A 22,929-nucleotide genomic window follows, 5' to 3' on the forward strand; every position below is an offset into this window, starting at 1 on the left:
CCCCATTTTCGCCGGACGCTGTCCGCTTCATAATCCATCGCGTCGCCGGGCCTCATATCTATCGAAGGAAACGCATGGATTCCCAGGAAGTCGCCAAGGTTAAACAACCCCCCGTCCTTTTCAGCAAGACCCAGGGGCTGATCGAAAAGATTACCCAGAAGCTGGGCGCACCGATGGTCACCTATTGGAACAACCCGCGCGGCTCCATCTGCCATAGCGATGCGGTGGCATTGTTCGAGCTGCTGAACAACCTGGGCCATCCCGATACGTTGTACCTCTTTATCAAGTCCGACGGCGGCGCCGGCCAGGCTTCGCTGCGCCTGGTCAGCCTGCTGCGCCAGCATTGCAAGCGGCTGATCGCACTGGTGCCGCTGGAGTGCGCCTCGGCGGCGACCATGATCACCCTGGGCTGCAACGAGATTCAGATGGGCCCGATGGCCTATCTCACGGCCGTGGATACCTCGCTTACCCACGCACTGTCGCCGGTCGATCGCGACAACGATCGCGTCAGCGTCAGCCTGGACGAGCTTACCCGCGTGATCCGCCTGGGCCGTGCCGAACACAGCAGCACCACCGAAAACCCCTATCAGGCGCTATTCCAATATGTACACCCGCTGGTGATCGGTGCGGTCGATCGCGCCGAATCGCTGTCCATCATGCTGTGCAAGGAACTGCTCGCCCATCACATTGCCGATGAAACCACCGGCGAGCGGATCGCCCAGACGCTCAACTCCAAGTACCCGTCGCACAGCTACCCCATCCTGCTCGAAGAGGCGCGCAAGATCGGCCTCAACGCTACTCATCTGTCACCGGAGATCAACAGCCTGCTGCTTGAACTTCACCAGCAATATGCCGAGATGGGCCAGAAGGCATCGACCGATTTCGACGAGTGTCACGCGCACAGCAACGAGATCCTCAATATCTGGGAGACCGGCGGCATGCAGATCTTCTTCCAGCAGGACAAGGACTGGTTCTACCGCTCCGACGAACGCCGCTGGATCACCATGAACGACCATAGCGGCTGGCGCCGCGTGCAGCGCGTTGGCGGCAAGATCAAGAAGGAGTTGTTGCACATTGTCTGAGCACGATGCTATCGGCGCCACGACGACATCGTGGTGCCTTTACCTGATCGAATGCCGCGACGGTACGTTCTATGCGGGCATTACCAATCGTCTTGAGGCTCGCTACGCCGACCACGTGGCGGGGCGCGGGGCGCGCTATACGCGCGCTCATCCGCCTTTGCGGCTGATCGGTGCCAGGCCGTACGCGAACCGTGCCGAAGCGTCGCGAGCGGAGTGGCAGATCAAGCAGTTGCCCAAGCAGAAGAAGGTGGCGTTTTTGTTGGAAAGCCCTACTGCCTGAAGGCCCCCATCACCCCAGCCCTCTCCCCCGGCAAAGCCGGGGGAGAGGGGGCAAAAGCGCGTAGTGTTCAAAGCTTGCCTCAGTGTGCTCTCTCGTATGGCGGCGCTTTTCGTAGCGGAGCACTTGGGCATATGGCCCCACCCCGCCATAATGGTCGATTGCCTTACCCCTCTGATCCCCATGCACATCGGCATCGATTTCGGCACCAGCTACTCGGCGGCCGGCGCCATCGTCAACGGCGAGCTCACTCTGGTCCGTTTCGGCAATGCCGAGCAGTTCCGTACGGCTGTGTTCTTTCCGGAGCTGGTACCCGACCCCAACGACTTCGAGCTGACGCCCGATCTGGAGGCACAGCTCGAAGCGCAGCTGCGCCTGGCACGTACCCAGCACCGTCAGGAAGCTGCGGCAGCCAGCGCTCGCGGACAGCTCGCAGCAACGCGAAACGACGACGAGCTGAGGCGCGAAGCGCTGCGCGTGGTTCGCCGACAATGGATGGAAGACCAGACCCGCGAAGCGGTGGCATCCGTTGCAAGCTTTCAGCATGCGCTGTTCGGCGAGGAAGCCGTGGAGGGTTATCTCGATAGCGGCGGCGGCAACCTGATCGAGTCGCCCAAGTCCATGTTCGGTTACCGGCTCGATCCGCAGGTGCGCAAGGTGATCGTGCATATCGCCACGCACATCCTCGAACACATCCGCCTTACCGCCAGCCGGCAGTTCGGCACGCCGGTGCGCGGCGCGGTGATCGGTCGGCCAGTGGAGTTTCGCAGCTCGATGGGTGCCAAGGGTTCGGAACAGGCGATCGACATTCTGCGTGAAGCTGCCGCTATCGCCGGTTTCGACACAGTGAATTTTCTCGAAGAGCCCGCAGCCGCCGCGATGCACTATCACAAGAGTCTGGACACCCGGCAGCCCGCACTTATCGTGGACATCGGCGGCGGCACCACCGATGTGACCTTCGCCCAGCTCGGCGGCGACGAGCACCCGCAGATCGTGCGCAATTGGGGTTTGCCCAAGGGTGGCACCGATCTGGACGTCGCCTTGAGCCTGCACAGCTTCATGCCGTTGCTGGGTAAAGACACGGTACGCGTACCCCAACATCAGTTCGTCGAAGCTGCCAGCGTGCACAACCTGCCCAAGCAGCGCGAGTTTCGCAAACAGAACTATCGGTTGATTCCCGAGCCGTTCGGCTCACGCCTGCGCGCATTGCAGGAGCTGGGCGCCACCACCCGGCTCAACCAGCTTGCCGAGCGCACCAAGATCACCTTGAGCACCGAGGCAAGCTACCAGGCCGACCTGGATTTCATCGAATCGAACCTTGCCGCGGAAACCGGCCGCGAAGATTTCGACGCAGCGATCGAGTCGTTTCTCCAGCAGCTCGAACGCACCCTTGGCACGGTGCGGAGCGACCTGGTGCAACTTCCCGATAGCGTCTTTCTTACCGGCGGCACGTCACGCTCACCGCAGATTCGGGAGCGCGTGAAACAGAGTTTTCCCGAGATGCCACTGGTACTGGGCGATCCATCGCTGGGCGTGGTGTCGGGTTTGGCGGTGGCCGCCAGCGAAATGGACGACGCCTGAGTATCGCTTCGCAGCGCGCCGGCGTGGCCGGACAGCCCAGACCAGGTCGCGTATAGTCGCCAATCGGGGAAACTATCCGCGCATACGATGCCGACAAACACCTTGACTGAATCGCAAGATCTGGCCAAAGGCACTGCGGCTCTAGCGCGCGCCTTCGCCGCGGCAATGGTGACCATGCTTGCCGCGCTCGCCACCCTGGCATGCGCCATGGCGATCGACCCGGAGCCGGGGCCGGGCGTGCTGGCGATCGTGCTTTGCATGTCCTTTGCGCGCAGCCACCTGGATCACAACCTGCGGGGGCGGATCGAAGCCGCTATCGCCTTACCCATCGTGGGCCTGGTGGTTACCGGGGTAGGTTTGTTGCTTCATCGCACTCCCTGGATCGGTGCGGGCGTATTTGTGGCAGGCATTTTCGTATCGATCTGGATGCGGAAGTTCGGACCCGACGCGCGACGCGCCGGCTCGCTTATCGCGTTGCCATTCATCGTCATTCTCACTACGCCTTATATCCCGACGAAACATGTCAACCACCTTGTTGCGGCCTTGATTCCGATCGTCGTGGCGTTGCTGGCCTTGTTCTGGGTGGCTGTATTTCAAGCGTTGGCGCGGCGGCTTCATATCCTGCCCCCGTTGCGCGAGGTCGCCGAGCCTATCCCGGCAGCAGCGGCAAATGAGAGCTCGCTACATCCTTCGGCAAGCACACGCATGGCGTTGCAGATGGCCGTTGCGTTGGCCGTTTCGTTTGTCGTCGGGTATGTTTTTTTTGCCGAGCGCTGGGCCTGGATCGTGCTCACTGCATTCATCGTCAACAGCGGTAATCGCGGTCGGCTGGATGTTGCCTATAAAAGCGTGTTGCGCGTCGGCGGTGCTGCCGTCGGCACCGTGCTGGCCCTTGCCTTTACGCTGCATATCGGCGCGCACGATGCCACCACGATCGGCCTGATTCTCGCCTCGATTTTCCTCGGCCTGTGGCTGCGCCCGCTCGGATACGCATGGTGGGCACTGTTCGTCACCCTGGCGCTGGCCCTTTTGCAGGGTTTCAACGGCTCGACTGCACAAAACATCCTGTGGCCTCGCCTGGAAGAGATTGTCATCGGTGCCCTCATTGGCGTGCTATCCGCCTGGGTGGTGTATCCGGTCAAGTCCACCGCGGTCCTGCGTCGGCGCATCGCCGATGCGCTGTCGGCCTTGTCGGAGGCCGTCGACCCGGCTACACCCGAACGCAGCGCGAAGGGTTTTGTCGCCGCACTAGCCCAGGTAGAACAGGTCGCTCCGGCATTCAGGGCCAGCCGCCTTGCCACTCGCCGGCTCAAACCGGTTCATCCTGCCGATTGGATCGATGCCCTCGCCGCATGTCGCGCCCCTGCCATCGCACTGATCGCAACGGGCCAGACCCCAGGAGCGGTGCGCAAAGCGGTCGGAGCCGCGCGCAAGGCTCTACGCGAGCCTGAAGGCTTGCTGCCTGCGCTGGAGGCCATGCGACAGTCGCTGATGGATATAGACTTGGCGCAACCACTCACGCCCCACGACTAGACTCCGCGTCGACTCTCCATGCCGTCACCTGATCCACGCCACCCATCCGTCGAGCCGTTCTTTCACAAGGACACCGGCACATTTACCTATGTCGTTCACCATGCGAACTCGGCGGTGGTTATCGATCCGGTGCTCGACTACGACGCAGCGGCGGCAAGCACAAGCACCGCTTCCGTCGATCAGGTAGTCGCATTCGTTCGCGACCGGCAATTGAACGTGGCCTGGATTTTCGAAACCCATGCGCACGCTGATCACCTGAGCGCAGGTAGCTACCTGCGCGATACCTTCAATGCTCCATTGGCCATCGGGCGAAAGATCGTCAACGTCCAGGCGCACTTCAAACCCCTGTTCGATCTGGGCGACGAATTCATGCCCGATGGCAGTCAGTTCGATCATCTGCTCGATGATGACGATGTATTGACCGCTGGCGAGATGAATATCCGCGTGATGGCCACGCCCGGCCACACCGACGATGGCCTCACCTATTTGATCGGCGATGCGGCATTTATCGGTGACACGCTCTTCGCGCCCGATACCGGCACGGCACGCTGCGATTTCCCGGGTGGCGATGCGGCTTTGCTCTACCGCTCCATACAAAAGATTCTTTCGCTACCTGCGGATACGCGCATCTTTCTCTGTCACGACTATCCTCCCCAGGGACGGAGCCAGGCACCGGAAAGTACGATCGCCGCGCAACGAGAGAGCAACGTGCACGTTGGGCGAAACATGGCGGAGAACGAGTTCGTCGCCATGCGACAAGCACGCGACGCCAGCCTCGCCGTTCCCAGGCTCATTCTTCCGGCTCTCCAGGTAAATATTCGCGGCGGGCGCCTGCCCTCGTCCGATGCAAACGGCATCGCGTATCTCAGGCTTCCCCTGAACCAGATAAGACGCAAGACATGACGGCCTTTCCTCAGGCCGACTGCCTGGCGTACCTGGAGTCGCTTCGCACTGCGCCCATGGCCGATACCTCGCTGCCCTCATGGCTTACGCAAGCGCTTCCTCATGGGAATGCCGATGAGAGCCTGCCAGCCATCATCGATTGCCTTGTTAAATTACTAGCGGCAAAGAAAGGAATGTGGCAAGCGGCGCTCGATACGGGGCTGGTCGCGGACGAACTGCGGCGCTACCAGAAGTTCGCAAAACCTGGCCGGCCATCAGCTCATATCGTCCAGCTGCGACAGCAGCAGGCTGCGGCCCGCCAAGCCTCCAGCATGGCGAGACAATCGTTTATCAAGGCTGCCGCTGCATTCGTTCGCGAGGCTCATATCGACGTGCCACGGCCCCTGACACTCGAAGCGTTCGTCGACCGTTGGATCGAAAACGTTATACCGACCTCAACTATTCCTGGCTAAACATTGAAATCCCTTGAAAGTCGGGCGTTCAACTAGCCCGAATCCCCATCCCTCCGATCTTGCATCTCTCTTTAAATGGAGAGGAATGTCTGTCTTTCGGGACGGACTCCCTATCGTCGGCACTTGTCGACCCGCCATGCTCCACGTACTTTTTCAGCCTGCATCCTGGATCGACCGCCCGGCATAGGGAATCCACAGGAGGGGCCGCATGCCTAAGCAATATGGAAAGTCCACAAAAGCATCCGGAAACACAACGCCAAAACATCCTTCGCCCAAACAGCGCAGGTACGAGGCGCGCTACGACCGTACGCTCACCGCATCCCAGGGCAAGGCGGGCTCGTTTCGGGACAACGTCGTTGACAGCGTGTCCAGCGGTAAATCGATCAGCAAAGGTGCTTTCAGATCGCCTTCCAACCCTACGCGTCGCGGCTTCAGCAGCGGCTATCACGAATCCTATCTGGTCACCGACGCGGTCGATCAGCTGTCTCGGCGCAAGGTTGGCAGCAAGCAGGGGTTTTCGAGCCTGCCCAAAAACACCCGCGGTTACTGGAAGAAACATTCCGGCGCCAAGTTCCCTGAAAAGGGCCTGCGCGCTGCCCTCAGAGCCGGCGACGGCGCAAGGACGGACACGGCACGCACCATCCTTAGCGCACCTCACGGAGGTTCGGCCGGCCATTCGGGTTCAGGCGTGCATACCGGCTCGCAGTCCCAGGCTCATGACCTGCTGCGCGATCAATCGATACGCGCACTATCCGACCCGAAGATCAGTCCGGAAGCCCAAGGCGTGCTTGCCGGTTTGACGACTGTCTGGTCCATAGCGCCCGGGAAGCATGCCAGCCGGGTAAAGAACGCGGCAAAGCTGAAGGATTCCTCTGCCAAGTCGAGCTGGGAAGAGGATCGCAACGAAGCAAAGCTCCGCGTGCGACAGTCATTCCGCCAGCTTCCCAAAAAAGATCAAAAACGCGTACTCAAGCACGAAGAAAACTTCGTCAAGAGCCTGGGCGATAACACCCGCAAGCGCTCTCGAAACGAACCTGGCTCACCGCTGCGCGAAACCGGCTCACGAAAAGGAAACGCCATTCATGGCGGCGACTATTTCGCTAAATCATCCAAATCATCTAAATCATCGAGTTCGAAACGGCCGCGGCTGGACCCACCCGCCAAGGCCAGCCCAAGGGACACGGCGCTGTATATCACCGAGCCTTTCCGCGTAAAGCGACAAAAATAAGCCGCATGGCTACAGCGCCCGCTTCGCCAGCTGTCCAAGCTGTTTAAGCGCCAGCTCGAGCCTCTCGTCCCACGGCAAGCCACAACAGAGCCGCATACAGTCGGTGTAGTCGCCACGGCTGGAAAACAATACGCCGGGCGAGGTGCCGATACCTTTCGCAAGCGCGGCTTCGAACAGTGCACGACCATCGCCACCATCTGGCAATTGCAGCCACAAAGACAAACCACCCCGCGGTTCGCTGGCCCGGGTGCCAACGGGCCAGTGGCGGGCAATAGCTTCATGCAGGCGTTGCGCGTTGTCGGCCAGCGTGCAGCGCAAACGACGAAGGTGCCGCTCGAGGTCGTGTCGCTGCAGATAGTCGGCCATGGCCAACTGAGGCAGGCTGGCGCAACCGACGCTGGAAAAATATTTGGCGCGTACCAACGCTTCGGTCCACGCACCTCCGGCCAGCCAGCCGACACGAAGGCCGGGCGCCAGTATCTTGGAGAACGAACCGCAACTGATCACCATGCCCTGCTTGTCCCAGCGGCGCAGAGGCGATGGGCGCTGGCCGGACCAGGCAAGCTCGCCGTAGATATCGTCTTCGATGATGACGGTGCCATGCCGCGCACAGCTTTTCAGCAGTGCCTGTTTATCGGCATCGCTGGTCAGGCTGCCAAGCGGGTTGTTGAAGTTAGGTATGAGTACTGCTGCTCGTACCGTGTTCTGTTGCAACAGTTGTTCCAGACGAGCCACGTCGATGCCCTGCCCCGGAAGATTGGGCACCTCCAGCACCTTCAATTGCAACGCCGCCACCGCCTGCAGAATGCCGTGATAAGTTGGCGTTTCAACGACGACGACATCGCCAGGCTTGGTGACGGTGCGCAGCGCCAGATTGATCGCCTCCATCGCACCAGCCGTGACGACAATCTCATCCGGCGCCACCGCCGCACCGACCTGCGCGTAGCGCTGCGCGATCTGTCGCCGCAATACCAGATGACCTTGCGGCGGCGCGTAATCGAGCGATGCGGCTTGTCCATGCCGCAGACAACGCGACAGCGATGCAGACAATGCCGCCTGCGGCAGCAGCGATGGCGCAGGCGTCGCGCTATGCAACGGCAACACATCGCTGCGCGCCAACATATCCAGCACGCCCTGCAAGGCCGGGTTACTGACTGCGCCGGGCACACGGCGGCGTGTCGGCTTCGCCAGAGGCGGCTGAGGCATGGCCGCACGTACGAAATATCCGGAACGCGGGCGCGCCACTGCCAGCCCCTCCCGCTCCAATTGCAAACAGGCCTGTACAGCCGTGGCTACGCTGACGCCGTGACCTTGCGCCAACTGACGAATCGAGGGCAGCCGCTCCCCGGCGCTCAGCGCGCCTTGCGCGATCTGCTCCCGCAATTCCTCCGCCAAGCGCTCGTAGAGAAGCATGGGCTCGTCCCATCTGTACTGGTCAAAATACATATTATCTGAGTCTGTACCTGTCAAGGCGACCTGCCTAGGCTGGGCTACCATCCCCAAGGAATACGTCATGTCCCCGACCGCTGACCGTGGAGGCGTACGCACGGCATTGTTCCAACTGTTGTTTGCCGAGCTGCTGATTGGCTCGGTAGGCGTCTTTGTCCACGAAAGCGGACAGGACCCAATTACAGCGGTGTTCTATCGATGTCTTTTCGGCGGGCTCTTTCTGCTGGGCTGGGGCCTCGCTCGCGGCCATCTGAACGGCCTGCTGTCGGACCGGACGCTATTGCGCGGCGCGCTGATCAGCGGTGTATTGCTGGTGCTCAACTGGGTCGCGCTGTTTGCCGGCATGGCACGCTCGTCCATCGGCGTGGCTACGCTGGTCTATCACTTCTTTCCCTTTGTCATGCTGATCCTGGCTGCCCTGTTTCAGGGCGAACGCACACAGCCGGCCGATCTGTTATGGACGCTGCTTGGCTTTGTGGGTGTCGCGTGCGCAGCTGACCCGGGACGTCTGTGGCACGACGCGGATGCGTCTTACCTGGTCGGTATCGGGCTCACCCTTTTGGGAGCGGTCCTGTGTGGCGCATCGCTGCTTATGTCCCGGCAGATCGGCCGACAGCGACCATTCGCACTGGTGATGATTCAGTGCTGGGTAGGCGTGGCGATGCTGGCGGGTTTCAGCAGCGGCGAAGTGTTTCATGCTGGCCCGCATTGGGCATGGCTGGTGGGGCTGGGCGTGATACACAGCGGCATCGTCTACGTGTTGTTCTATTCGTCGTACCCGCGTTTGCCGGTGGTGACTATTGCGGTCGTCGCGTTCGTCTACCCGCTGGTGACGCTGATTCTCGACTATCTGATCTACGGGCACCGGCTGGTACCGGTGCAACTGATAGGACTTGGGCTGATCGTGCTCAGTACGCTTGGGGTCAATCTGAAATGGCGCTTGTTCGAGTGGCGTGGTCGGCGGACTGGTGCTTCGCATCCTTGAGTGCTGCAGGAGTTGCATCTGCCAAGATTTACCTCGATGCAATCGAAGGACACCACTGAAGGAGCACCCCCCCGTACTCGTCATCCCGGCGTAGGCCGGGAACCAGTGGCCTTGCGATCAGTTATCGCGAGAATCAACAAGCCTCTGCTCTACCGCGGGAACCGGAAACCGAAGTCACTAGGTCCCGGCCTGCGCCGGGATGACGATGATTTGAAGTTGTCGTCATGGCATAGCCACCGCCTTTCTTGCATCAAACTGACGGCGACGTAATATTTATCGCCCAACCCGACAGCCGCAAAAAATCGCAAGTCTCACTACAAGAACTTGCGATACCGTGCTCACCTTTCCGCAGGGGGCTGCATGGATTCGTTGGGTTATTTCGCGCGATCGTTCCGCGAACGGCATGACTGGCAAGACACGTTCAGTGGCTTGAAATATCTGATCCGCAGTGCATCGCATTGGCGTCAGCATCGGGATTGGCTTGCGTTCCTGCAGTCGCACCCGTTGCTTCGTGCAACGGTTCGCCGCCATCCGCGCGTGCAGGAGCGCTACCAGCACCCCTACCTGTGTCAGGGCCTGGATACGCCGCAACGCCTGAGGGTTCTGCGAAATCATTACCTGGCCGCATTGCGTCATCTGCATCCCGATGCTTATGCCGAGATCTATATCGGCAACGGCCTGCTTTGCGGTCCCTTCGAGCTACGGCAAGGACGACAGTTTCACTTGAGAATATCCGCGTGCAGCGGCGTGGAATGCGAAGGCGAGCTGCGCGTGGCCCTGGTCGATACGGCATCCGGTCGCGATATCAGCCACGCTTCCATGAGCCTGACCGATCGAGGCCGCACGTTGATCGTTGGCTGCCTGCAAGGCGCGCGTGGTGAAGGCAATCGCGATGTGGTGCGCGACTTCACTCGCGAAAGCCACGGCTTGCGCCCCAAGAACCTGTTGCTGTCGATCATCTATGTCATCGCCCAGGGGATGCATGCACGCATACTCGGCGTCAGTGGCAAAACCCATCCCCTGCAGGGACGGCAAGGCTTCGTGGCGCCGTATGACGACTTCTGGCAGGAGAACGGCGGCAGCCTCGACGACCGAGGTTTCTATCTGCTGCCCGAGCGTGAACCGATACGACTCGAATCAGCCGTGGAGAGCAAGAACCGTTCGGCATTTCGTCGTCGCGAGGCGTTGCGGCAATCGGTATGCACCACACTTTCGGAAGCGCTGTTCCGCCGCGGTTATCCCGAGATCGAGCAGGCATTGGGCAAGCTGTTGGGCGCGAATATCCAGCCCGACGAGAAACTAGTGTCCGACAGGGCGCTTGCCGGATAAAGAGTGGCGCCCGCCCCCGGAAGGAAGATTGCCCAACCCACGGTAGAGCTTGACCCCGAGATCGATAAGCAGGAACAACACAATCGCGCTGATCAGGTTGGGAGCGGCCTTGTTGAGTGCCGGCGATTTGAATATATCGCCTGCGGCGACAAACCAGATGAGGACCGCGATAACCGCTACTCCCAGGCCAAAATCGACGCGTCGCAGCCATGGATTCCACCGCCCGCGGACTGCAAGCACCGCACACAACACGGCCTGGCATAGCCACAGGGCAAACAGCACAGGCAGGCGCGACGCATAGAAGGCCGGATCGTAATCGAGCGTTGCGGAAAGCGTTCCCCCACGGGTGATCTGCGAGAAAAGCCAACCCGGCGCGCCATACGCCACGATGCCGACAATGATCAGCACAATAAACGAGATAGGAACAAGCCGATTCACGCTGTCGCGCCCACGTGGCACCCACGATGGCGCCGTGCGTTTGCGCCGCTGAACGATGCCCTGCAAACCGAAATACGTCACCAGCACGCCCAGCCATATAAAGATCGCTTCGCCCAGATCACCCGACTGCGGCGGCGGATTGCCAAGCGGACTCAGCGCAATCAACACCGCGATGCCGATGATCGCGGCAAACAGAAACCTGCGTGTCTCCGTCGGCGCAATGATGGTTCTCGGCTCGAAATAACGAGCGGCCACTTCTTTGGGCGCGCCAAACGCTCTCAAGCCTTCCAGCGCGATATCCGCGTCCAGCGCACGCCCTTGGGCTTCGGCCCTGGACTGCAGGTCTTCGCGCAGCAGTTCGCGCAGTTCAAGAGCGACATCGTTGCGCTGCTTGCGCGGCAACAACTGAGCAACGTCCTGGACATAGGCATCGATCAAGGTATCAACGTCCATCGGATCCTCCATTGGTGAGCAACCGATCCATCGCTTCGTTCAGGCCATACCAGGTCTCGGTCAGCCGCTTGAAAAGACGCCTGCCTTCCGTGCTCAGCACGTAGTAGCGCCGTGGTGCGCCTTCGTTCGTGCGCCATTCGCTGGTCAGGACTTCTTGTGTCTCCAGACGACGCAGCAAGGGGTACAGCGTCCCTTCTTCGATAGGCATGCCTCCCTCGGCAAGCGCCTGCCGCAGCTCATATCCGTAGCGAGGCGTGCGCAGCTGCGACAGCGTCGCCAGCACGATCACGCCACGGCGCAGCTCAAGCGCAAGAGTCGGGGTGTCATTCTCAGCCATGCGCCACACAGTACTGTGTGGCACATAGGTCGTCAATAGCCCATCGACGAACCGCCTCAAATTCTTTCGAGCCAAGCTTGACGTACGCGCTGAACCAAACCCGGCATCAGACGTATAGACTCAGTTGACCTCCCAACCACCCGAGGAATCACTGTCATGAAGTCACTCATCAAGCTCGCCGCGCTCGCCCTGGTCGGTACCGCCACCCTGGCCGCACCGGCGTTCGCCGCACTGAAGGAAGGCACGCAGGCGCCCGACTTCTCGGCACCGGCCTTTCTCGCTGGCAAAGCCTTTACGTTCAAGCTCGCCGACGCGTTGAAGGAAGGCCCGGTGGTGGTCTATTTCTTCCCCGCCGCGCATACCTCCGGCTGCAATGTCGAAGCCCACCTGTTCTCCCAGGCCATCGATCAGTTCAAGGCCCTGCATACGACGGTGATCGGCGTCACCGCCGGCAATACCAGTGAACTGGCGGACTTCTCGAAGGAAACCGAGCATTGCAGCGGCAAGTTCCCGGTCGCCGCCGATGAAGGCGCGAAGATCGCCAAGGAATACGACTCCACCTTGCAGATGAAGCCAGGCTGGTCGGACCGCACCTCCTATGTGATCGATCCGTCGGGCAAAATCACCCACGTCTATTCCAACCTGAGCCCCACCAAGCATGTTCAGGAGACGCTCGACGCGGTAAAGGCGATCGAGAAGAAGTAATCCGGCCGAACGACGACCTCGACACCTGCATGGTTGTCGAGGTCGCTCTTTCCCCTCAAGGGTCTCCCTGTGAGAATGGCGATCGGTACACCCCGCTTTCGCCCCAGGAGATCACCTCGTCGTGTCGCATTATTCCGGCCCTCTTCTCACGCGTCCCGATGCCGACGCACTGCTGGCTGCACGCGATGCTGGCGCGGTGGAATGGACCGGGTCGCTGGACCTTGGGCGCTCGAACGACAGTGCGGCATTGCAAACGGATGCGTGGCACTGGAAAGGCCAGCCCTACCCTTTTCCCGGCAAGCTGAAAGATCGCACGATCTATTACTGGGACGGCGAGGATTTTGCGCCGGTGTCGCGCTTTTCCGGCTCGCTGATCAAGATGGTTCCTACCGAGTGGGGCGCGCCCACGTTCGAGATCGACGGCATCAAAATGCTGCCCACCGCGAAGGAATCGCCGTTCGATGATGCACGCCGAAAGGTGGCGCTGGTCGAGCCGAAGGGCAAGATAGTCCTCGATACCTGCGGCGGCCTTGGCTACTTCGCCGCCTGCTGCCTGGAGGCTGGCGTAGAGCGCATCCACTCGTTCGAAAAGAACCCGGATGTGCTGTGGTTGCGCACGCTCAATCCGTGGTCGCCGGATCCCGATGCGCCTGCCAGCGGCGGTCGCCTGCAGCTTGAGCATGGCGACGTATCGCAAACGATCATGCACATCGCCGACGGCTCAGTCGACGCGCTGCTGCACGACCCACCGCGCTTCGGCATCGCCGGCGAGCTTTATTCCCAGGCGTTCTACGATCAACTCGCGCGCGTCCTGCGCCGTGGCGGCCGCCTGTTTCATTACACCGGCAGCCCGAACAAACTCACCAGTGCTCGCGATGTACCACGCGAAGTGGAGAAGCGTCTGGAGAAGGCCGGTTTCAAGGCGCAATTAGCGTTAGATGGCGTGTTGGCAACGCGGCGCTGAACTTCGGATGGGTCTGCCGTATATCCAAGGCCAACCGATAGCGGATCTCGTGATTGGATAAGCTCAACGGCAAGCCGTAGATGACGGAGGAACGTATGGCCGAATGGTCTGGAATCATTTATCGCGGGTTTTATGACGTTCCCCGCATGATCCTGGCAAGCCGCGGCGAGCAACTGTATCTATTCGACTCTCGCTTCGATGAAGATATCGATGACTACATCGACCACTACGAGGTTTGGCGTTTGCCGCCCTTGACCGGCGCTCAGATCGAAGGTTCTTGGCTGGGGCTGGCACAACGGGCGCTGGAACGAATGCCCGATATTGGCCTGAAAGAATTACCCTTCGATTGGCGCAATTATTCACGCCAATGAGCGTAACTTGCCATGGGCGGCCCTAGAAAGTTGGCATGCCAGACTCACGCCATCACCCCTCTCTGCCTTTTGGGGCAATAGCGCTACAGTACCCACCATAAACCCAGGCCAAGGAGACGAGTATGCGTGTCCACTGGATTCTTATCCTGACAGCGGGACTGGCACTCTCACTGGCCGCCAAGGCCGGCGATATCACGGCAGAAAAAGACGCCAATCTCGAGCGCTTCTTTGCCGCCACGCATCTCACCGAAGCATTCAAGGCAAATGCCGCCCGAGCCAGGCTCGATGACGCGTTCGATCCGCTTGGCGAAAAGACATCGCACATGAGCGGCGACGAAGTGGCCAAAGTCATGGCCTCGGCGCTTCGAAACAAGTTCACGTTGGAGGAAACCCGCGCGCTTGCAGACTACTACGCATCCGGCGCATCACAAGCGATCACGGATCGGCGACCGCTGACATCGGCGCAACAAATCGCCTTCAACGAACTGTATCCCGCGCACAAAGACGTGCCGGGACGCATGAAATCCATACTTGCCTCGCCGGAATTCCAGCATCGTGCATCTGAGTCCATCCGCGCCTATGCGGCTAGCGGCGGGCGTTGATCGGCAGCTAGCTCCAACCCTCTATTTTGATCGACGCTTGGAAGGCAATCGTACGACGGTGTCTTCCGAAGCCAACACATGCCCATCTTGTGAGCGTGGCAAAAGCTTCGGAACAGGTCGCCCTTTGGCATCGGTCAGGACCACGTGCGCCTCGCCGGGCTCGAAGAAAAAATCTTCGCCCCATTGCCTGAGCGTTACCAACAACGGAAACAGTGCTCGCCCCTTCTCCGTCAAGATGTATTCCTGATAGGCACTGCCATCGGACGCGGGCACCGTCTCCATGATGTCGTAAGCCACGAGGTGGCGCAGGCGCGCCGCCAGAATATTCTTGGCAAGCCCAAGACTCCGCTGAAACTCTCCAAATCGGCGCATGCCGTCGAACGCATCACGCACGATCAATAGCGACCAACCATCGCCTATGGCATCGAGCGGCCGCGCTACGCCGCATAAAGATTCGTTGTGGGTGGTTCGCTTGACCATCGCTGCCTCGCTTCTGCAGGTTGCAAGATAAAACCATCGATGCTACAAAGCAAATGGTTTCAATTTAAAACCAAAACCTTCAAGGCGCCCCATCGATGATCCAGCCCGACGAAACATTCAACGGCAGCTTTCCCTATTCCGCGAAATTCACCGAGTCTCCAGGCTTTCGGATGCATTACATCGATGAAGGGCCACGTGACGGGCAAGTAGTGCTTTGCTTGCATGGCGAACCCACATGGGGCTATCTCTTCCGGCATCTGGTTGCGGCATTGCATGAAACCTGTCGCGTGCTGGTGCCCGACCATATGGGCTTTGGAAAAAGCGCAACACCGCAAGACCGTACCTATTGGCTCCAGGACCATGTCGATAACCTCGAACGCTTTGTGCTTGCGCTGGATCTGCGTGACATCACCCTGGTCATGCATGATTTCGGCGGCCCGGTCGGCATGGGGCTGGCGGCACGGCATCCAGATCGGATTGGCAGAATCATCGCTGCCAACGGCCCCACACCCTTCGGACAAGCCAGCCTCGTCGAGCGCCTGACGGCAAATGCCCAGGTATCCCCCTGGTTTCAATGGATCATGAAAGCGCAATCGCAAGACCGTCTGAAAACCGTACTGGGCGAGCTCGGTTTCAATATTCTCAGCACGCTGAAGCTCAACGGCTTCGAAAATCATGCGTTGATCAGCGACACCTGGTTGCGTGCCTACGGAGCGCATTTCATGGACCCGTCCGACAGCGCAGGTGTTATCGGCTGGGCCGATGGTTTTGCGATAAACGCGCACCGTTTCGAAACGCCTGATGCAGGCGCAAAGCGAACAATCCAGTCCAGGCCCGCGCTTTCAATCTGGGGGCTGGCCGATCGCACTCTGCATGCCGAGCACTTCTTGCCCCTGTTCAGCGAGCTGTTTCCTCAAGCGCCCATCCACAAGCTGGCTGGCGTTGGGCACTACTGCCTGGAGGATGCGCCCAATACGATCGCCGCTCATGTAACAGCGTTCATGCGGCAAACCTGAAGCCAGGTGCCAAGACGAGACTTTATTTGGCAATCGCTCTGTCAATAATCGTCCACTTTAATTCAACGCATTGATTTAGTGGAAAATGGGCAAGTAATCTATCTCCGTGATTACTTGCCTTAGCAAATCCCTTGCAACGGACACTTGCATAGGCGTAGTGTTGCGCGACTTTCGATCGGCTTTTTTCAAACAGGGGGTTTGAACAATGGCATTTCCTACATCAGTTAACTCGCAGATTACCGACGCCGTCACCCAGTCCAATGTAAAGGTGCTCGCTGAAGCGCCGGCCATGGCGATGGGATCGATTTACCAGACCGCCGCCCATTCGATCGGCATCGCGCTGGAAAACGCGGTAAGCAACCAGCAATTGACCAATCAGATCGCGCAGGCGGTGACGACGCGTTGCGTTGAATCGCTTTTCAGCTCAGCCGGCAAATAAGGGGATACGTCCATGGCATTTCCGACTGCAGTCAACGACCAGATCACCGATTCGGTCTCGCAAACAAACGTCAAGGTACTAGGGGAAGCCCCCGCCATGGCGTTGGGTTCGGTCTACCAGACCGCGGCCCACTCCCTCGGCATCGCGATGGAGAACGCCGCGGCCAACCAGCAGAATGCGAACAGCATCGCGCAGGCCGTCGTGACGCGTTGCGTCAACTCGCTCTTCGGTGAACCGCTACCGAAGGAGTAACGCCATGGCAGACGAAACCGAAGTCAACAGCCAGATCACCGATGCGGTGTCCCAGGTCAATGAAACGGTGCTTGGCTCGTCCGAAGCACTGGCGCGCGCCATGGCGGACCAGGTCATGGCACAGGCCATCGGCCTGGCGATGCAGAATGCCGTTGCACAACAACAGCAGCTCTACATCCTGCGCAACGCCGTGACTACCGCTGCCGCTCGATCGATTCTCGATTCGAATCCGCAGGAAGCATTGCGCTTTGCCAGTGAGGCGCTTAATTCCGACGATATCGCGCAAACCCTCGAGCGCCTGAGCGCACTGGCAAAGAACGGTCCCGCCGGCAAATCGCAAGAAGGGAAATGACGATGGCAAACGAAGATACCGAGTCGCAACCCAACGATGTTGCCGCCCAGATCGCGAGCACGCATGCCGCCGTGCTTGCCGCGATCACCGCCGGATACAAGAGCACCGAAGACGCCATGCAAGCCGCCGAAGATGCGGTAGCGCAAGCGGTCAGCGGTGTGGCGAAAGCCATGCAACTGGCGCAGCAGGCGACAAAGAAGCCAGACGCTTGATGAGTTCCCGCAAGGTATAAGACTGGGCGGCGGACGCAGTGACGCCGCCCAGCGCATTCGTGATCAAGCCCCTGCCGGTTTGATCCGCGTCAGATCGGCAACGAAGTTGGTTTCCCAGGTTTTCCCGCCATCCTGGGAAAAGGCCTGCTCGTAACGATGTGCGTTCGGCGTGATATTCGACCAGATGCCACGCACCAGAATGGCGCGGCCCTGATACGACTCCTGGTCATAGAATTCCCCGCGGCCATTCTTGAATTCGCCCACGCTGGGCGTTTCCAGCACACCCTCGTCGCTGCTGGCGAAATACTGTCGCCACTGATGGCCCGCGGGGTCATACAAGAACAGCGTCGTCCCTTCGAAATGCACGCCAGCACCGTCGGCTTCGATTTCCTCGAGCTGGGCCTTGCCGTTCCAGACCTTGCGCACGGTGACGGTACCGTTGAGCTCCATCCAGTCGGAAGCTCCGGATAACGGGCTTTTCAGACGCCGGATATGCGTATGCCAGACGCCGATATTGAAGTCGAAATCATGCTGCCCATCGGCAAGTGTTGCAGCAGAGGGCTGACCACTCGCCTGCCCGGCCCATGTCGTGGCCATGGTCGATGCAAGAATCGATAGGGATAAAACAAGCAGCGTTGCTATCGCTTTCATGGGTGACCCTCGATGGTCTTTGGCATTCGAGGGCTACGCTATACCTGGCGACTGGCTCGTGAGAATGACCACTTTTCGCTCATCTATATGACCACTATGAGCGCGCCGCACTCGATAATCTCTTTGCCGTGCTTCAAATAGCCACGGCTGAAGGGAACCTCGAATAACCTCAGTTTTCACCGTCGTCCCGGCGAAGGCCGAGACCCATCCCTCAGCGCAGATGCCTGCCACAGGCCCCCTGACAAGCGACAACTGAGGAATGAATGACCAGCTTCGCTGTTGAAATGCGCCTCCGGCCTTCGCCGGGATGACGAATGGGAAGGTCTTTTGACTCCCCGTTTCAGTCGCAACAAGCCGTGATGCAAGCATGGGTTACAGCTGAGGCCGCCCCTCAAACAGCCGACCTTCTCAGCGCAAACGCCCTACCGCCCCATGCGCCGCAACCACCGATAGTGCGACGCGATACCCGCACCAAACGAGAGATTGGCCCGATACGGCACACCGTATTCAAGACAGGTCGTCTCGACCACCCGCGAAATCGCCGGATAGTGAACATGGCAAACGCGCGGAAACAGATGGTGCTCGATCTGAAAGTTCAAACCACCGACCAGCCAAGTAATCAGCCGGCTATCGCGCGAAAAATTGACCGTCGTCTCTAGCTGATGGATCGCCCAGGGCTTGTCCATACGCCCGGCTTCATTAGCGACCGGAAACGAGGCTTCTTCCACCACATGAGCCAGCTGAAACACCAGCGCGAGCAGCAAGCCCGCGACCATCGCGGTAACCGTGTAATACAACAACACCGCGCCAATCGAATGAAAGACCAGCGGCAACGCAAAGGCAAGGCCGAAGAAAACCACTTTGCCGATCACGAAAACCGCAAGCTCCTTGCCCCGCGGCCGCGGCATCGGGCGCTTGCCGATGGTGGCGGTGGCGATATCACGGAAATCGTCATGCAGATGCCAGCTCACCGCGGTGAAGCCGTAGAGCACCCACAGATAGATATGCTGCCAGCGATGATGCCAGTGACGCTTCTGCCCCGGCGAAAACCGCGCCAGCGCCCCCAGGTTGATATCGCTGTCGTAGTCGTCGATGTTGACGTAGGTATGGTGGAAGTGTGCGTGCTTCCAATGCCAGATATACGAACTGCCACCCACCAGATCGAGCGTGCGCGCCAGCCACTTGTTGACCGAGCGCCGCTCCGAATACGCCTGGTGGCCGGCATCGTGCTGAATATTGAAGCCGATCTGGGCCATGGTGATACCTAGCGCAACACTGAGCAGCAGCCCCTGCCACCACGTCGTCGCAAAGAACACGAGCGACACGTACGAGACGACGAAAGCAACAAGGATGACCGCCGTCTTCAGGTACATCCGCCCGCTGTCGCGCTGCTTGTGCTCGCTTTGGCCGAAATAATCATCCACCCGCCGCCTCAGCTCACGATGGAAAGCGTTGTCGCCGCTGAACTTCAGCCGGTCCGCGGGGGCGTCCACGGACGGGTGTCGAACGGCGTCGGCCGTTCGACGGGATGACTCAGGGGACATGGCGTGCGCTCAGAGGATGTGAACGCATGGTAGTTGATATGAGGGTAAGAGCGTGTTGTGGCAGCATTGGAGGGATTAGCGCCGAGATGTAGCCTCTCAAGGCTCTGGATCGTGGCGGGAATGGGTCGTTCCATGGTCCTCGCCTGCCATGACACCTAAATCTGGACAAGGGAAAAGGTCGTCACTTTCGCGCTTTCGTGAGCCCATGCAAGCACGCAAGATCAAAATCACTGTGCTCCCAAGGAAACTCAGCGAACGATGGGCAAACCAACAACACTAAGAAATTCTTCGAATTCTCTATCAAACATCGCTCCTTCCAGAGCGCCTCCGCGGAGAAACAGGACCTTTCCGCTCCTCGAATCAATGACCTCCGCGTCATAAGCACCCGTTTCCCAAACGGTGATTCGAGCAATCACTGTTGGCGTATCCACATCTAGTCGAACGGAAGGATTGCCCGATGGCTCACTTCGAGTAACCTCGATAGTCGTCCCATCCATTTCATTTTTCTCAGCCAATCCTTTAGACCAGTCTATAAATAGCTCAAGCATGGAATTTTCCCAGCGCGTGACATCTTGTTCGCCATACGCCAGATCCTCGTTGCCGTGGCAACGTTCCGTCTTTCTTTTTCGCTTGGCGGCGTCGGACCAGTCAGCAAGAAACACCATTAGCGCCAAGAATCCGTAAAGCGACACACCTCCTATAATCGCACGCCAAAATCCCCGCTCCCACCAGGCTACTAACGATAAAAGCAAGCTCAGAAAAAAAACGTAACGAAGATGCAAGTTACGGATATATCGATGCACCGATTTTTCATCAGGAAGATCGATCAATTTAGGCCTTTTTACCATCCCAGTAATCCGCCCATTAACTCCGCCATTTTTTATCTTGACAACGATCCTCGTGAAGAGGACCGTCGCGCCCAGAAACCACTTATTTTTGCTTCTCCAACGCATAGTTCTGGTTCTTTACCTCATGACCAACCCAGTTGACTGGTGCAATGGAACCAGACAGTAGTACGTAGTAAGCGCTGCGACTGACGCACTTGTCGCCACCAAGCTGGGGGAGCAACAGTGCGACCCCGGTCAATCCAATTTGATATCCATAACCGGCCACTCTTAAGTAGTGAAAAAGTGCATCCATCCTCCTGCCCGAGGATTCTTCGATCATCCCTTGCCTGAGTGCAAGGTCTACATCTTCCGTGCCATATACGTCATTGCTCATCGCTTTCTGGGGTAGCTCGCTCTTACCTGAATACAACTCCAGCTTGAGCTCTTCGCGAGGATGGACCGTCCTATAACCCTCCCACCATGAAGAAAGAGAAGATTCATATGACTCCCCCCCCTTGGGTTCGCGCCCGAAAAATAGCCGCCGCGCTTCATCATCAACCATAATATAGAGTTGATAGCGTCATCCTTCCTTGCCAATAGCGAAGGCATCTTTATTTTTTTAAAAAAACCCGGCGCAACTCTTTTATTTCTATAAACGTACCATAGAAATATCTGAGTTTTTCCAGAACTCATTCCATCACTTGATTGACTAATGAAATCCGCATCGCCAGGCAAAAATGAATTCGTTAAAGAATCAAGATACGAATAATTAAAAACAGCATCAGGAAAGTTGCATCCAATCTCATCACCCACGCCGCCCGCAAAAACGGGACCCCCGCTTCCTGCGAAAATAAAAAATAGCACCGTCAAAAAAATTAATTTCTTAATCATTACACTCACCACTCGCGATTAACCTACGCACCATAACAGCTGCAAAGGCCTCCGTGCCTGGCATTTTTTTGCACGACAATGGCAAAAAAGGAAAACCGGATCTTCTAATCCGACTTGTTAATTTCAGGCGATGCAAGAAGGCTCCGATAGGCATCTATCTCGAAAAAAATAACCTTTTTCTGAGGTGATATGTCATCACGTTCGAATCGATACTTACTCAGCGATCTCTTTGCGCTCTCTACCAAGATTCTCGTAGACGAATATTTGACAACCTCTATATTTCTCGCCTCTCCATCCCGATCGATATCAAAGGCAAGCAGCACACAGCCGTATGTCCTGTTGGGCCCTAAAAATCCAGCGGGAACGCGAAATCTCGACTCGTTCAAAACCAACAAGCGAGTTGACTCAATCACTTTCTCGTAGCTTTTATAGCCACACCTATCTGCCCTCGCGCGAGCATCGGAGGTTGGCTGGGCATGCACGCCTGTAGATCCGAGCATCAAAAACGCCATCAACAAACACAGGCGAACGACCTGCCCCATTGCTCTGACCATGCGCCCTCCCCCATAAGATGCAGGCCCGAATCGCGAGGAAAATGCAGCAATGCGACCCTGGAACGTCCAGAATTATCAGCATTCGCAATATCTTGCGCAACAGAATTCCTTTTCACCCCATGCGCCAGCGTAAGTGATGGCATCAACGCCCCTCGACAGAAGCCGGCTATATCACTGGGCCCGGAAGGTCGCAACGCCGCGCCAGCCATGGGATAGGACATTCGGAGATCTTGATGACACCCAAACCTGTACGGCCGCGCTTGATGCTTTCCGGCAACCTACGCTGATTGGCTCTGAGATCAGCTCGCGCCAAGCCCATCGGGCACATCACCCCATCGGCTTCGATACCTGCAAGAGAACCGCGCGGTAGTGCTCCAACCCTGGCACCTGCAACTGCGGAATCTTGGCTTCGTCATCCCAACGGCGCAGCCTTACTGCCGTCTTCGCATTCGGCAAAGCCTCGAATGTCGCCACTTCATCAGGCTCCATGGGACCGCCCTGAATAAGCAGGCTTTCGATGGACGCTGGCGATAACCGCGCGGTGTAACCAGGATCCGTCGAGCAGAGATAGCGCTTGGCGGCAACGTGCAGGCGTACCGTTTCAGTGACATCCTCGCCGAACCAGCGGGACAAATAGCCGGCAGCCAGTTCTTCGTGGCCACCGTCGACGCCGTGTTGTGCGATGTCTTCGGGCAACCCGTGCAGCATGTGCCCGATGTCGTGCAGCAGCGCCGCGGCCACCGTTGCCGGGGTGGCATGGGATTGCTCGGCGAAATAGGCACACTGCAAACAGTGTTCGAGTACGGAAACAGGTTCGCCAAAATAGGCCGCTTTACCTTGTTCCGATAACAGACCTAACAGCTTGTCTACATGTTCGCCTTGCGCCATCAGCTTGCTCCACAGTTAACCCGGCTCGCCGGACGACGAAGACGTCGCTTGTCGGCGGAGCGAAAGCCCATAGTTGATCGCCCCTGGGTTGCGGATAAGGCACAGACAGCTAGACGACCGAACCTTCCTGTCTA

The 22,929-nt window shown here is 58.7% G+C and carries 28 protein-coding genes and 1 pseudogene; 18 read left to right on the forward strand and 11 right to left on the reverse strand.

Annotated elements, in window-relative coordinates; translation table 11 throughout:
• Positions 1 to 74 precede the first annotated feature (74 nt).
• The 7 genes from ACZ6WW_RS17480 (at position 75) to ACZ6WW_RS17510 (ending at position 7,056) form a co-directional block, all read left to right on the forward strand.
• Positions 75 to 1,082, forward strand: coding sequence for a hypothetical protein (locus tag ACZ6WW_RS17480; protein ID WP_281849519.1), 1,008 nt, complete (start codon positions 75 to 77; stop codon positions 1,080 to 1,082).
• 10 nt (positions 1,083 to 1,092) lie between these two features.
• Positions 1,093 to 1,362, forward strand: coding sequence for a GIY-YIG nuclease family protein (locus ACZ6WW_RS17485; protein WP_465275354.1), 270 nt, complete (start codon positions 1,093 to 1,095; stop codon positions 1,360 to 1,362).
• 180 nt (positions 1,363 to 1,542) lie between these two features.
• On the forward strand, positions 1,543 to 2,940 hold the full coding sequence (locus ACZ6WW_RS17490) for an Hsp70 family protein (protein ID WP_465275315.1): 1,398 nt from the start codon (positions 1,543 to 1,545) through the stop codon (positions 2,938 to 2,940).
• Between the two features lie 102 nt (positions 2,941 to 3,042).
• The gene (locus ACZ6WW_RS17495) at positions 3,043 to 4,473 is read left to right on the forward strand and encodes an FUSC family protein (RefSeq protein WP_465275316.1); all 1,431 of its coding nucleotides are present in this window, start codon (positions 3,043 to 3,045) and stop codon (positions 4,471 to 4,473) included.
• An 18-nt stretch (positions 4,474 to 4,491) separates the two neighbouring features.
• Positions 4,492 to 5,376 carry an MBL fold metallo-hydrolase gene (locus ACZ6WW_RS17500; protein WP_465275317.1) on the forward strand — a complete coding sequence of 295 codons (885 nt, stop codon included), beginning with the start codon at positions 4,492 to 4,494 and terminating at the stop codon, positions 5,374 to 5,376.
• The gene (locus ACZ6WW_RS17505; protein WP_465275318.1) at positions 5,373 to 5,828 is read left to right on the forward strand and encodes a hypothetical protein; all 456 of its coding nucleotides are present in this window, start codon (positions 5,373 to 5,375) and stop codon (positions 5,826 to 5,828) included. The genes ACZ6WW_RS17500 and ACZ6WW_RS17505 overlap by 4 nt, the downstream gene beginning before the upstream one ends.
• 208 nt (positions 5,829 to 6,036) lie before the next feature.
• Positions 6,037 to 7,056 (forward strand): hypothetical protein, encoded by a 1,020-nt coding sequence (locus ACZ6WW_RS17510; protein WP_465275319.1) that lies wholly within the window; start codon positions 6,037 to 6,039, stop codon positions 7,054 to 7,056.
• 9 nt (positions 7,057 to 7,065) lie between these two features.
• On the opposite strand, the gene ACZ6WW_RS17515 is transcribed toward ACZ6WW_RS17510, so the two are convergent.
• Positions 7,066 to 8,469, reverse strand: a complete 1,404-nt coding sequence (locus ACZ6WW_RS17515) for an aminotransferase-like domain-containing protein (RefSeq protein WP_465275320.1) — start codon at positions 8,467 to 8,469, stop codon at positions 7,066 to 7,068.
• A gap of 100 nt (positions 8,470 to 8,569) precedes the next feature.
• Between ACZ6WW_RS17515 and ACZ6WW_RS17520 the strand changes: the two genes are divergently transcribed.
• Positions 8,570 to 9,490 (forward strand): DMT family transporter, encoded by a 921-nt coding sequence (locus ACZ6WW_RS17520; protein ID WP_465275321.1) that lies wholly within the window; start codon positions 8,570 to 8,572, stop codon positions 9,488 to 9,490.
• Positions 9,491 to 9,850: 360 nt separating this feature from the next.
• Positions 9,851 to 10,819 carry a VirK/YbjX family protein gene (locus ACZ6WW_RS17525; RefSeq protein ID WP_465275322.1) on the forward strand — a complete coding sequence of 323 codons (969 nt, stop codon included), beginning with the start codon at positions 9,851 to 9,853 and terminating at the stop codon, positions 10,817 to 10,819.
• Here the strand turns inward: ACZ6WW_RS17525 and ACZ6WW_RS17530 are convergent.
• Positions 10,790 to 11,710 (reverse strand): hypothetical protein, encoded by a 921-nt coding sequence (locus ACZ6WW_RS17530; RefSeq protein ID WP_465275323.1) that lies wholly within the window; start codon positions 11,708 to 11,710, stop codon positions 10,790 to 10,792. The genes ACZ6WW_RS17525 and ACZ6WW_RS17530 overlap by 30 nt on opposite strands.
• Positions 11,700 to 12,047 (reverse strand): PadR family transcriptional regulator, encoded by a 348-nt coding sequence (locus ACZ6WW_RS17535; protein ID WP_465275324.1) that lies wholly within the window; start codon positions 12,045 to 12,047, stop codon positions 11,700 to 11,702. Before ACZ6WW_RS17535 ends, ACZ6WW_RS17530 begins: the two co-directional genes overlap by 11 nt.
• Positions 12,048 to 12,203: 156 nt before the next feature.
• On the opposite strand from ACZ6WW_RS17535, the gene ACZ6WW_RS17540 reads away from it, so the two are divergent.
• The 4 genes from ACZ6WW_RS17540 to ACZ6WW_RS17555 all read left to right on the forward strand — a co-directional run bounded on the left by ACZ6WW_RS17540 (position 12,204) and on the right by ACZ6WW_RS17555 (position 14,689).
• Positions 12,204 to 12,752 carry a peroxiredoxin gene (locus tag ACZ6WW_RS17540; RefSeq protein WP_465275325.1) on the forward strand — a complete coding sequence of 183 codons (549 nt, stop codon included), beginning with the start codon at positions 12,204 to 12,206 and terminating at the stop codon, positions 12,750 to 12,752.
• A 121-nt stretch (positions 12,753 to 12,873) separates the two neighbouring features.
• Entirely contained in the window at positions 12,874 to 13,716 is an 843-nt protein-coding gene (locus ACZ6WW_RS17545; RefSeq protein WP_465275326.1) for a class I SAM-dependent methyltransferase, read from the forward strand.
• Between the two features lie 95 nt (positions 13,717 to 13,811).
• Positions 13,812 to 14,087 carry a hypothetical protein gene (locus ACZ6WW_RS17550; protein WP_465275327.1) on the forward strand — a complete coding sequence of 92 codons (276 nt, stop codon included), beginning with the start codon at positions 13,812 to 13,814 and terminating at the stop codon, positions 14,085 to 14,087.
• Positions 14,088 to 14,209: 122 nt separating this feature from the next.
• A complete protein-coding gene (locus ACZ6WW_RS17555) occupies positions 14,210 to 14,689 on the forward strand; it encodes a DUF2059 domain-containing protein (RefSeq protein WP_465275328.1) in 480 nt (159 codons plus the stop codon).
• Positions 14,690 to 14,710: 21 nt separating this feature from the next.
• On the opposite strand, the gene ACZ6WW_RS17560 is transcribed toward ACZ6WW_RS17555, so the two are convergent.
• Complete coding sequence (locus tag ACZ6WW_RS17560; RefSeq protein WP_465275329.1) at positions 14,711 to 15,169, reverse strand: winged helix-turn-helix transcriptional regulator; 459 nt, start codon at positions 15,167 to 15,169, stop codon at positions 14,711 to 14,713.
• Positions 15,170 to 15,264: 95 nt separating this feature from the next.
• Here ACZ6WW_RS17560 and ACZ6WW_RS17565 point away from each other — a divergent pair, with 95 nt between their 5' ends.
• The 5 genes and pseudogenes from ACZ6WW_RS17565 (at position 15,265) to ACZ6WW_RS17585 (ending at position 17,440) form a co-directional block, all read left to right on the forward strand.
• Complete coding sequence (locus tag ACZ6WW_RS17565; RefSeq protein ID WP_465275330.1) at positions 15,265 to 16,185, forward strand: alpha/beta fold hydrolase; 921 nt, start codon at positions 15,265 to 15,267, stop codon at positions 16,183 to 16,185.
• Positions 16,186 to 16,390: 205 nt separating this feature from the next.
• A pseudogene (locus tag ACZ6WW_RS17570) lies at positions 16,391 to 16,609 on the forward strand (RebB family R body protein); the annotation flags it as partial.
• 27 nt (positions 16,610 to 16,636) lie between these two features.
• On the forward strand, positions 16,637 to 16,876 hold the full coding sequence (locus ACZ6WW_RS17575) for a RebB family R body protein (RefSeq protein ID WP_465275331.1): 240 nt from the start codon (positions 16,637 to 16,639) through the stop codon (positions 16,874 to 16,876).
• A 4-nt stretch (positions 16,877 to 16,880) separates the two neighbouring features.
• Positions 16,881 to 17,228, forward strand: a complete 348-nt coding sequence (locus ACZ6WW_RS17580) for a RebB family R body protein (RefSeq protein ID WP_465275332.1) — start codon at positions 16,881 to 16,883, stop codon at positions 17,226 to 17,228.
• 2 nt (positions 17,229 to 17,230) lie between these two features.
• Positions 17,231 to 17,440 (forward strand): hypothetical protein, encoded by a 210-nt coding sequence (locus ACZ6WW_RS17585; RefSeq protein ID WP_465275333.1) that lies wholly within the window; start codon positions 17,231 to 17,233, stop codon positions 17,438 to 17,440.
• 63 nt (positions 17,441 to 17,503) lie between these two features.
• Here ACZ6WW_RS17585 and ACZ6WW_RS17590 read toward each other — a convergent pair whose 3' ends face one another.
• From ACZ6WW_RS17590 to ACZ6WW_RS17620, 7 genes are all read right to left on the reverse strand, one after another.
• A complete protein-coding gene (locus ACZ6WW_RS17590) occupies positions 17,504 to 18,091 on the reverse strand; it encodes a hypothetical protein (RefSeq protein WP_465275334.1) in 588 nt (195 codons plus the stop codon).
• A gap of 422 nt (positions 18,092 to 18,513) precedes the next feature.
• Positions 18,514 to 19,584: a fatty acid desaturase family protein gene (locus ACZ6WW_RS17595; RefSeq protein WP_465275335.1), complete on the reverse strand. Its 1,071-nt coding sequence runs from the start codon at positions 19,582 to 19,584 to the stop codon at positions 18,514 to 18,516.
• A gap of 299 nt (positions 19,585 to 19,883) precedes the next feature.
• Positions 19,884 to 20,588 (reverse strand): immunity protein TriTu family protein, encoded by a 705-nt coding sequence (locus ACZ6WW_RS17600; protein ID WP_465275336.1) that lies wholly within the window; start codon positions 20,586 to 20,588, stop codon positions 19,884 to 19,886.
• On the reverse strand, positions 20,566 to 20,856 hold the full coding sequence (locus ACZ6WW_RS17605; RefSeq protein ID WP_465275337.1) for a hypothetical protein: 291 nt from the start codon (positions 20,854 to 20,856) through the stop codon (positions 20,566 to 20,568). The genes ACZ6WW_RS17600 and ACZ6WW_RS17605 overlap by 23 nt, the downstream gene beginning before the upstream one ends.
• Positions 20,853 to 21,353, reverse strand: coding sequence for a hypothetical protein (locus tag ACZ6WW_RS17610; protein WP_465275338.1), 501 nt, complete (start codon positions 21,351 to 21,353; stop codon positions 20,853 to 20,855). The genes ACZ6WW_RS17605 and ACZ6WW_RS17610 overlap by 4 nt, the downstream gene beginning before the upstream one ends.
• Before the next feature lie 104 nt (positions 21,354 to 21,457).
• Entirely contained in the window at positions 21,458 to 21,907 is a 450-nt protein-coding gene (locus tag ACZ6WW_RS17615) for an energy transducer TonB (RefSeq protein WP_465275339.1), read from the reverse strand.
• A gap of 327 nt (positions 21,908 to 22,234) precedes the next feature.
• Positions 22,235 to 22,795 carry an HD domain-containing protein gene (locus tag ACZ6WW_RS17620; protein ID WP_465275340.1) on the reverse strand — a complete coding sequence of 187 codons (561 nt, stop codon included), beginning with the start codon at positions 22,793 to 22,795 and terminating at the stop codon, positions 22,235 to 22,237.
• Positions 22,796 to 22,929: the final 134 nt, after the last annotated feature.

It is taken from the genome of Dyella sp. NPDC103356 (assembly GCF_055584465.1).

Coding starts and splice junctions, on each gene's coding strand:
- ACZ6WW_RS17480 (WP_281849519.1), top strand. CDS start 75: ATGGATTCCCAGGAAGTCGCCAAGGTTAAACAACCCCCCGTCCTTTTC.
- ACZ6WW_RS17490 (WP_465275315.1), top strand. CDS start 1,543: ATGCACATCGGCATCGATTTCGGCACCAGCTACTCGGCGGCCGGCGCC.
- ACZ6WW_RS17500 (WP_465275317.1), top strand. CDS start 4,492: ATGCCGTCACCTGATCCACGCCACCCATCCGTCGAGCCGTTCTTTCAC.
- ACZ6WW_RS17505 (WP_465275318.1), top strand. CDS start 5,373: ATGACGGCCTTTCCTCAGGCCGACTGCCTGGCGTACCTGGAGTCGCTT.
- ACZ6WW_RS17510 (WP_465275319.1), top strand. CDS start 6,037: ATGCCTAAGCAATATGGAAAGTCCACAAAAGCATCCGGAAACACAACG.
- ACZ6WW_RS17515 (WP_465275320.1), bottom strand. CDS start 8,469: ATGCTTCTCTACGAGCGCTTGGCGGAGGAATTGCGGGAGCAGATCGCG.
- ACZ6WW_RS17520 (WP_465275321.1), top strand. CDS start 8,570: ATGTCCCCGACCGCTGACCGTGGAGGCGTACGCACGGCATTGTTCCAA.
- ACZ6WW_RS17525 (WP_465275322.1), top strand. CDS start 9,851: ATGGATTCGTTGGGTTATTTCGCGCGATCGTTCCGCGAACGGCATGAC.
- ACZ6WW_RS17530 (WP_465275323.1), bottom strand. CDS start 11,710: ATGGACGTTGATACCTTGATCGATGCCTATGTCCAGGACGTTGCTCAG.
- ACZ6WW_RS17535 (WP_465275324.1), bottom strand. CDS start 12,047: ATGGCTGAGAATGACACCCCGACTCTTGCGCTTGAGCTGCGCCGTGGC.
- ACZ6WW_RS17540 (WP_465275325.1), top strand. CDS start 12,204: ATGAAGTCACTCATCAAGCTCGCCGCGCTCGCCCTGGTCGGTACCGCC.
- ACZ6WW_RS17550 (WP_465275327.1), top strand. CDS start 13,812: ATGGCCGAATGGTCTGGAATCATTTATCGCGGGTTTTATGACGTTCCC.
- ACZ6WW_RS17555 (WP_465275328.1), top strand. CDS start 14,210: ATGCGTGTCCACTGGATTCTTATCCTGACAGCGGGACTGGCACTCTCA.
- ACZ6WW_RS17560 (WP_465275329.1), bottom strand. CDS start 15,169: ATGGTCAAGCGAACCACCCACAACGAATCTTTATGCGGCGTAGCGCGG.
- ACZ6WW_RS17565 (WP_465275330.1), top strand. CDS start 15,265: ATGATCCAGCCCGACGAAACATTCAACGGCAGCTTTCCCTATTCCGCG.
- ACZ6WW_RS17575 (WP_465275331.1), top strand. CDS start 16,637: ATGGCATTTCCGACTGCAGTCAACGACCAGATCACCGATTCGGTCTCG.
- ACZ6WW_RS17580 (WP_465275332.1), top strand. CDS start 16,881: ATGGCAGACGAAACCGAAGTCAACAGCCAGATCACCGATGCGGTGTCC.
- ACZ6WW_RS17585 (WP_465275333.1), top strand. CDS start 17,231: ATGGCAAACGAAGATACCGAGTCGCAACCCAACGATGTTGCCGCCCAG.
- ACZ6WW_RS17590 (WP_465275334.1), bottom strand. CDS start 18,091: ATGAAAGCGATAGCAACGCTGCTTGTTTTATCCCTATCGATTCTTGCA.
- ACZ6WW_RS17600 (WP_465275336.1), bottom strand. CDS start 20,588: ATGCGTTGGAGAAGCAAAAATAAGTGGTTTCTGGGCGCGACGGTCCTC.
- ACZ6WW_RS17605 (WP_465275337.1), bottom strand. CDS start 20,856: ATGAGCAATGACGTATATGGCACGGAAGATGTAGACCTTGCACTCAGG.
- ACZ6WW_RS17610 (WP_465275338.1), bottom strand. CDS start 21,353: ATGATTAAGAAATTAATTTTTTTGACGGTGCTATTTTTTATTTTCGCA.
- ACZ6WW_RS17615 (WP_465275339.1), bottom strand. CDS start 21,907: ATGGTCAGAGCAATGGGGCAGGTCGTTCGCCTGTGTTTGTTGATGGCG.
- ACZ6WW_RS17620 (WP_465275340.1), bottom strand. CDS start 22,795: ATGGCGCAAGGCGAACATGTAGACAAGCTGTTAGGTCTGTTATCGGAA.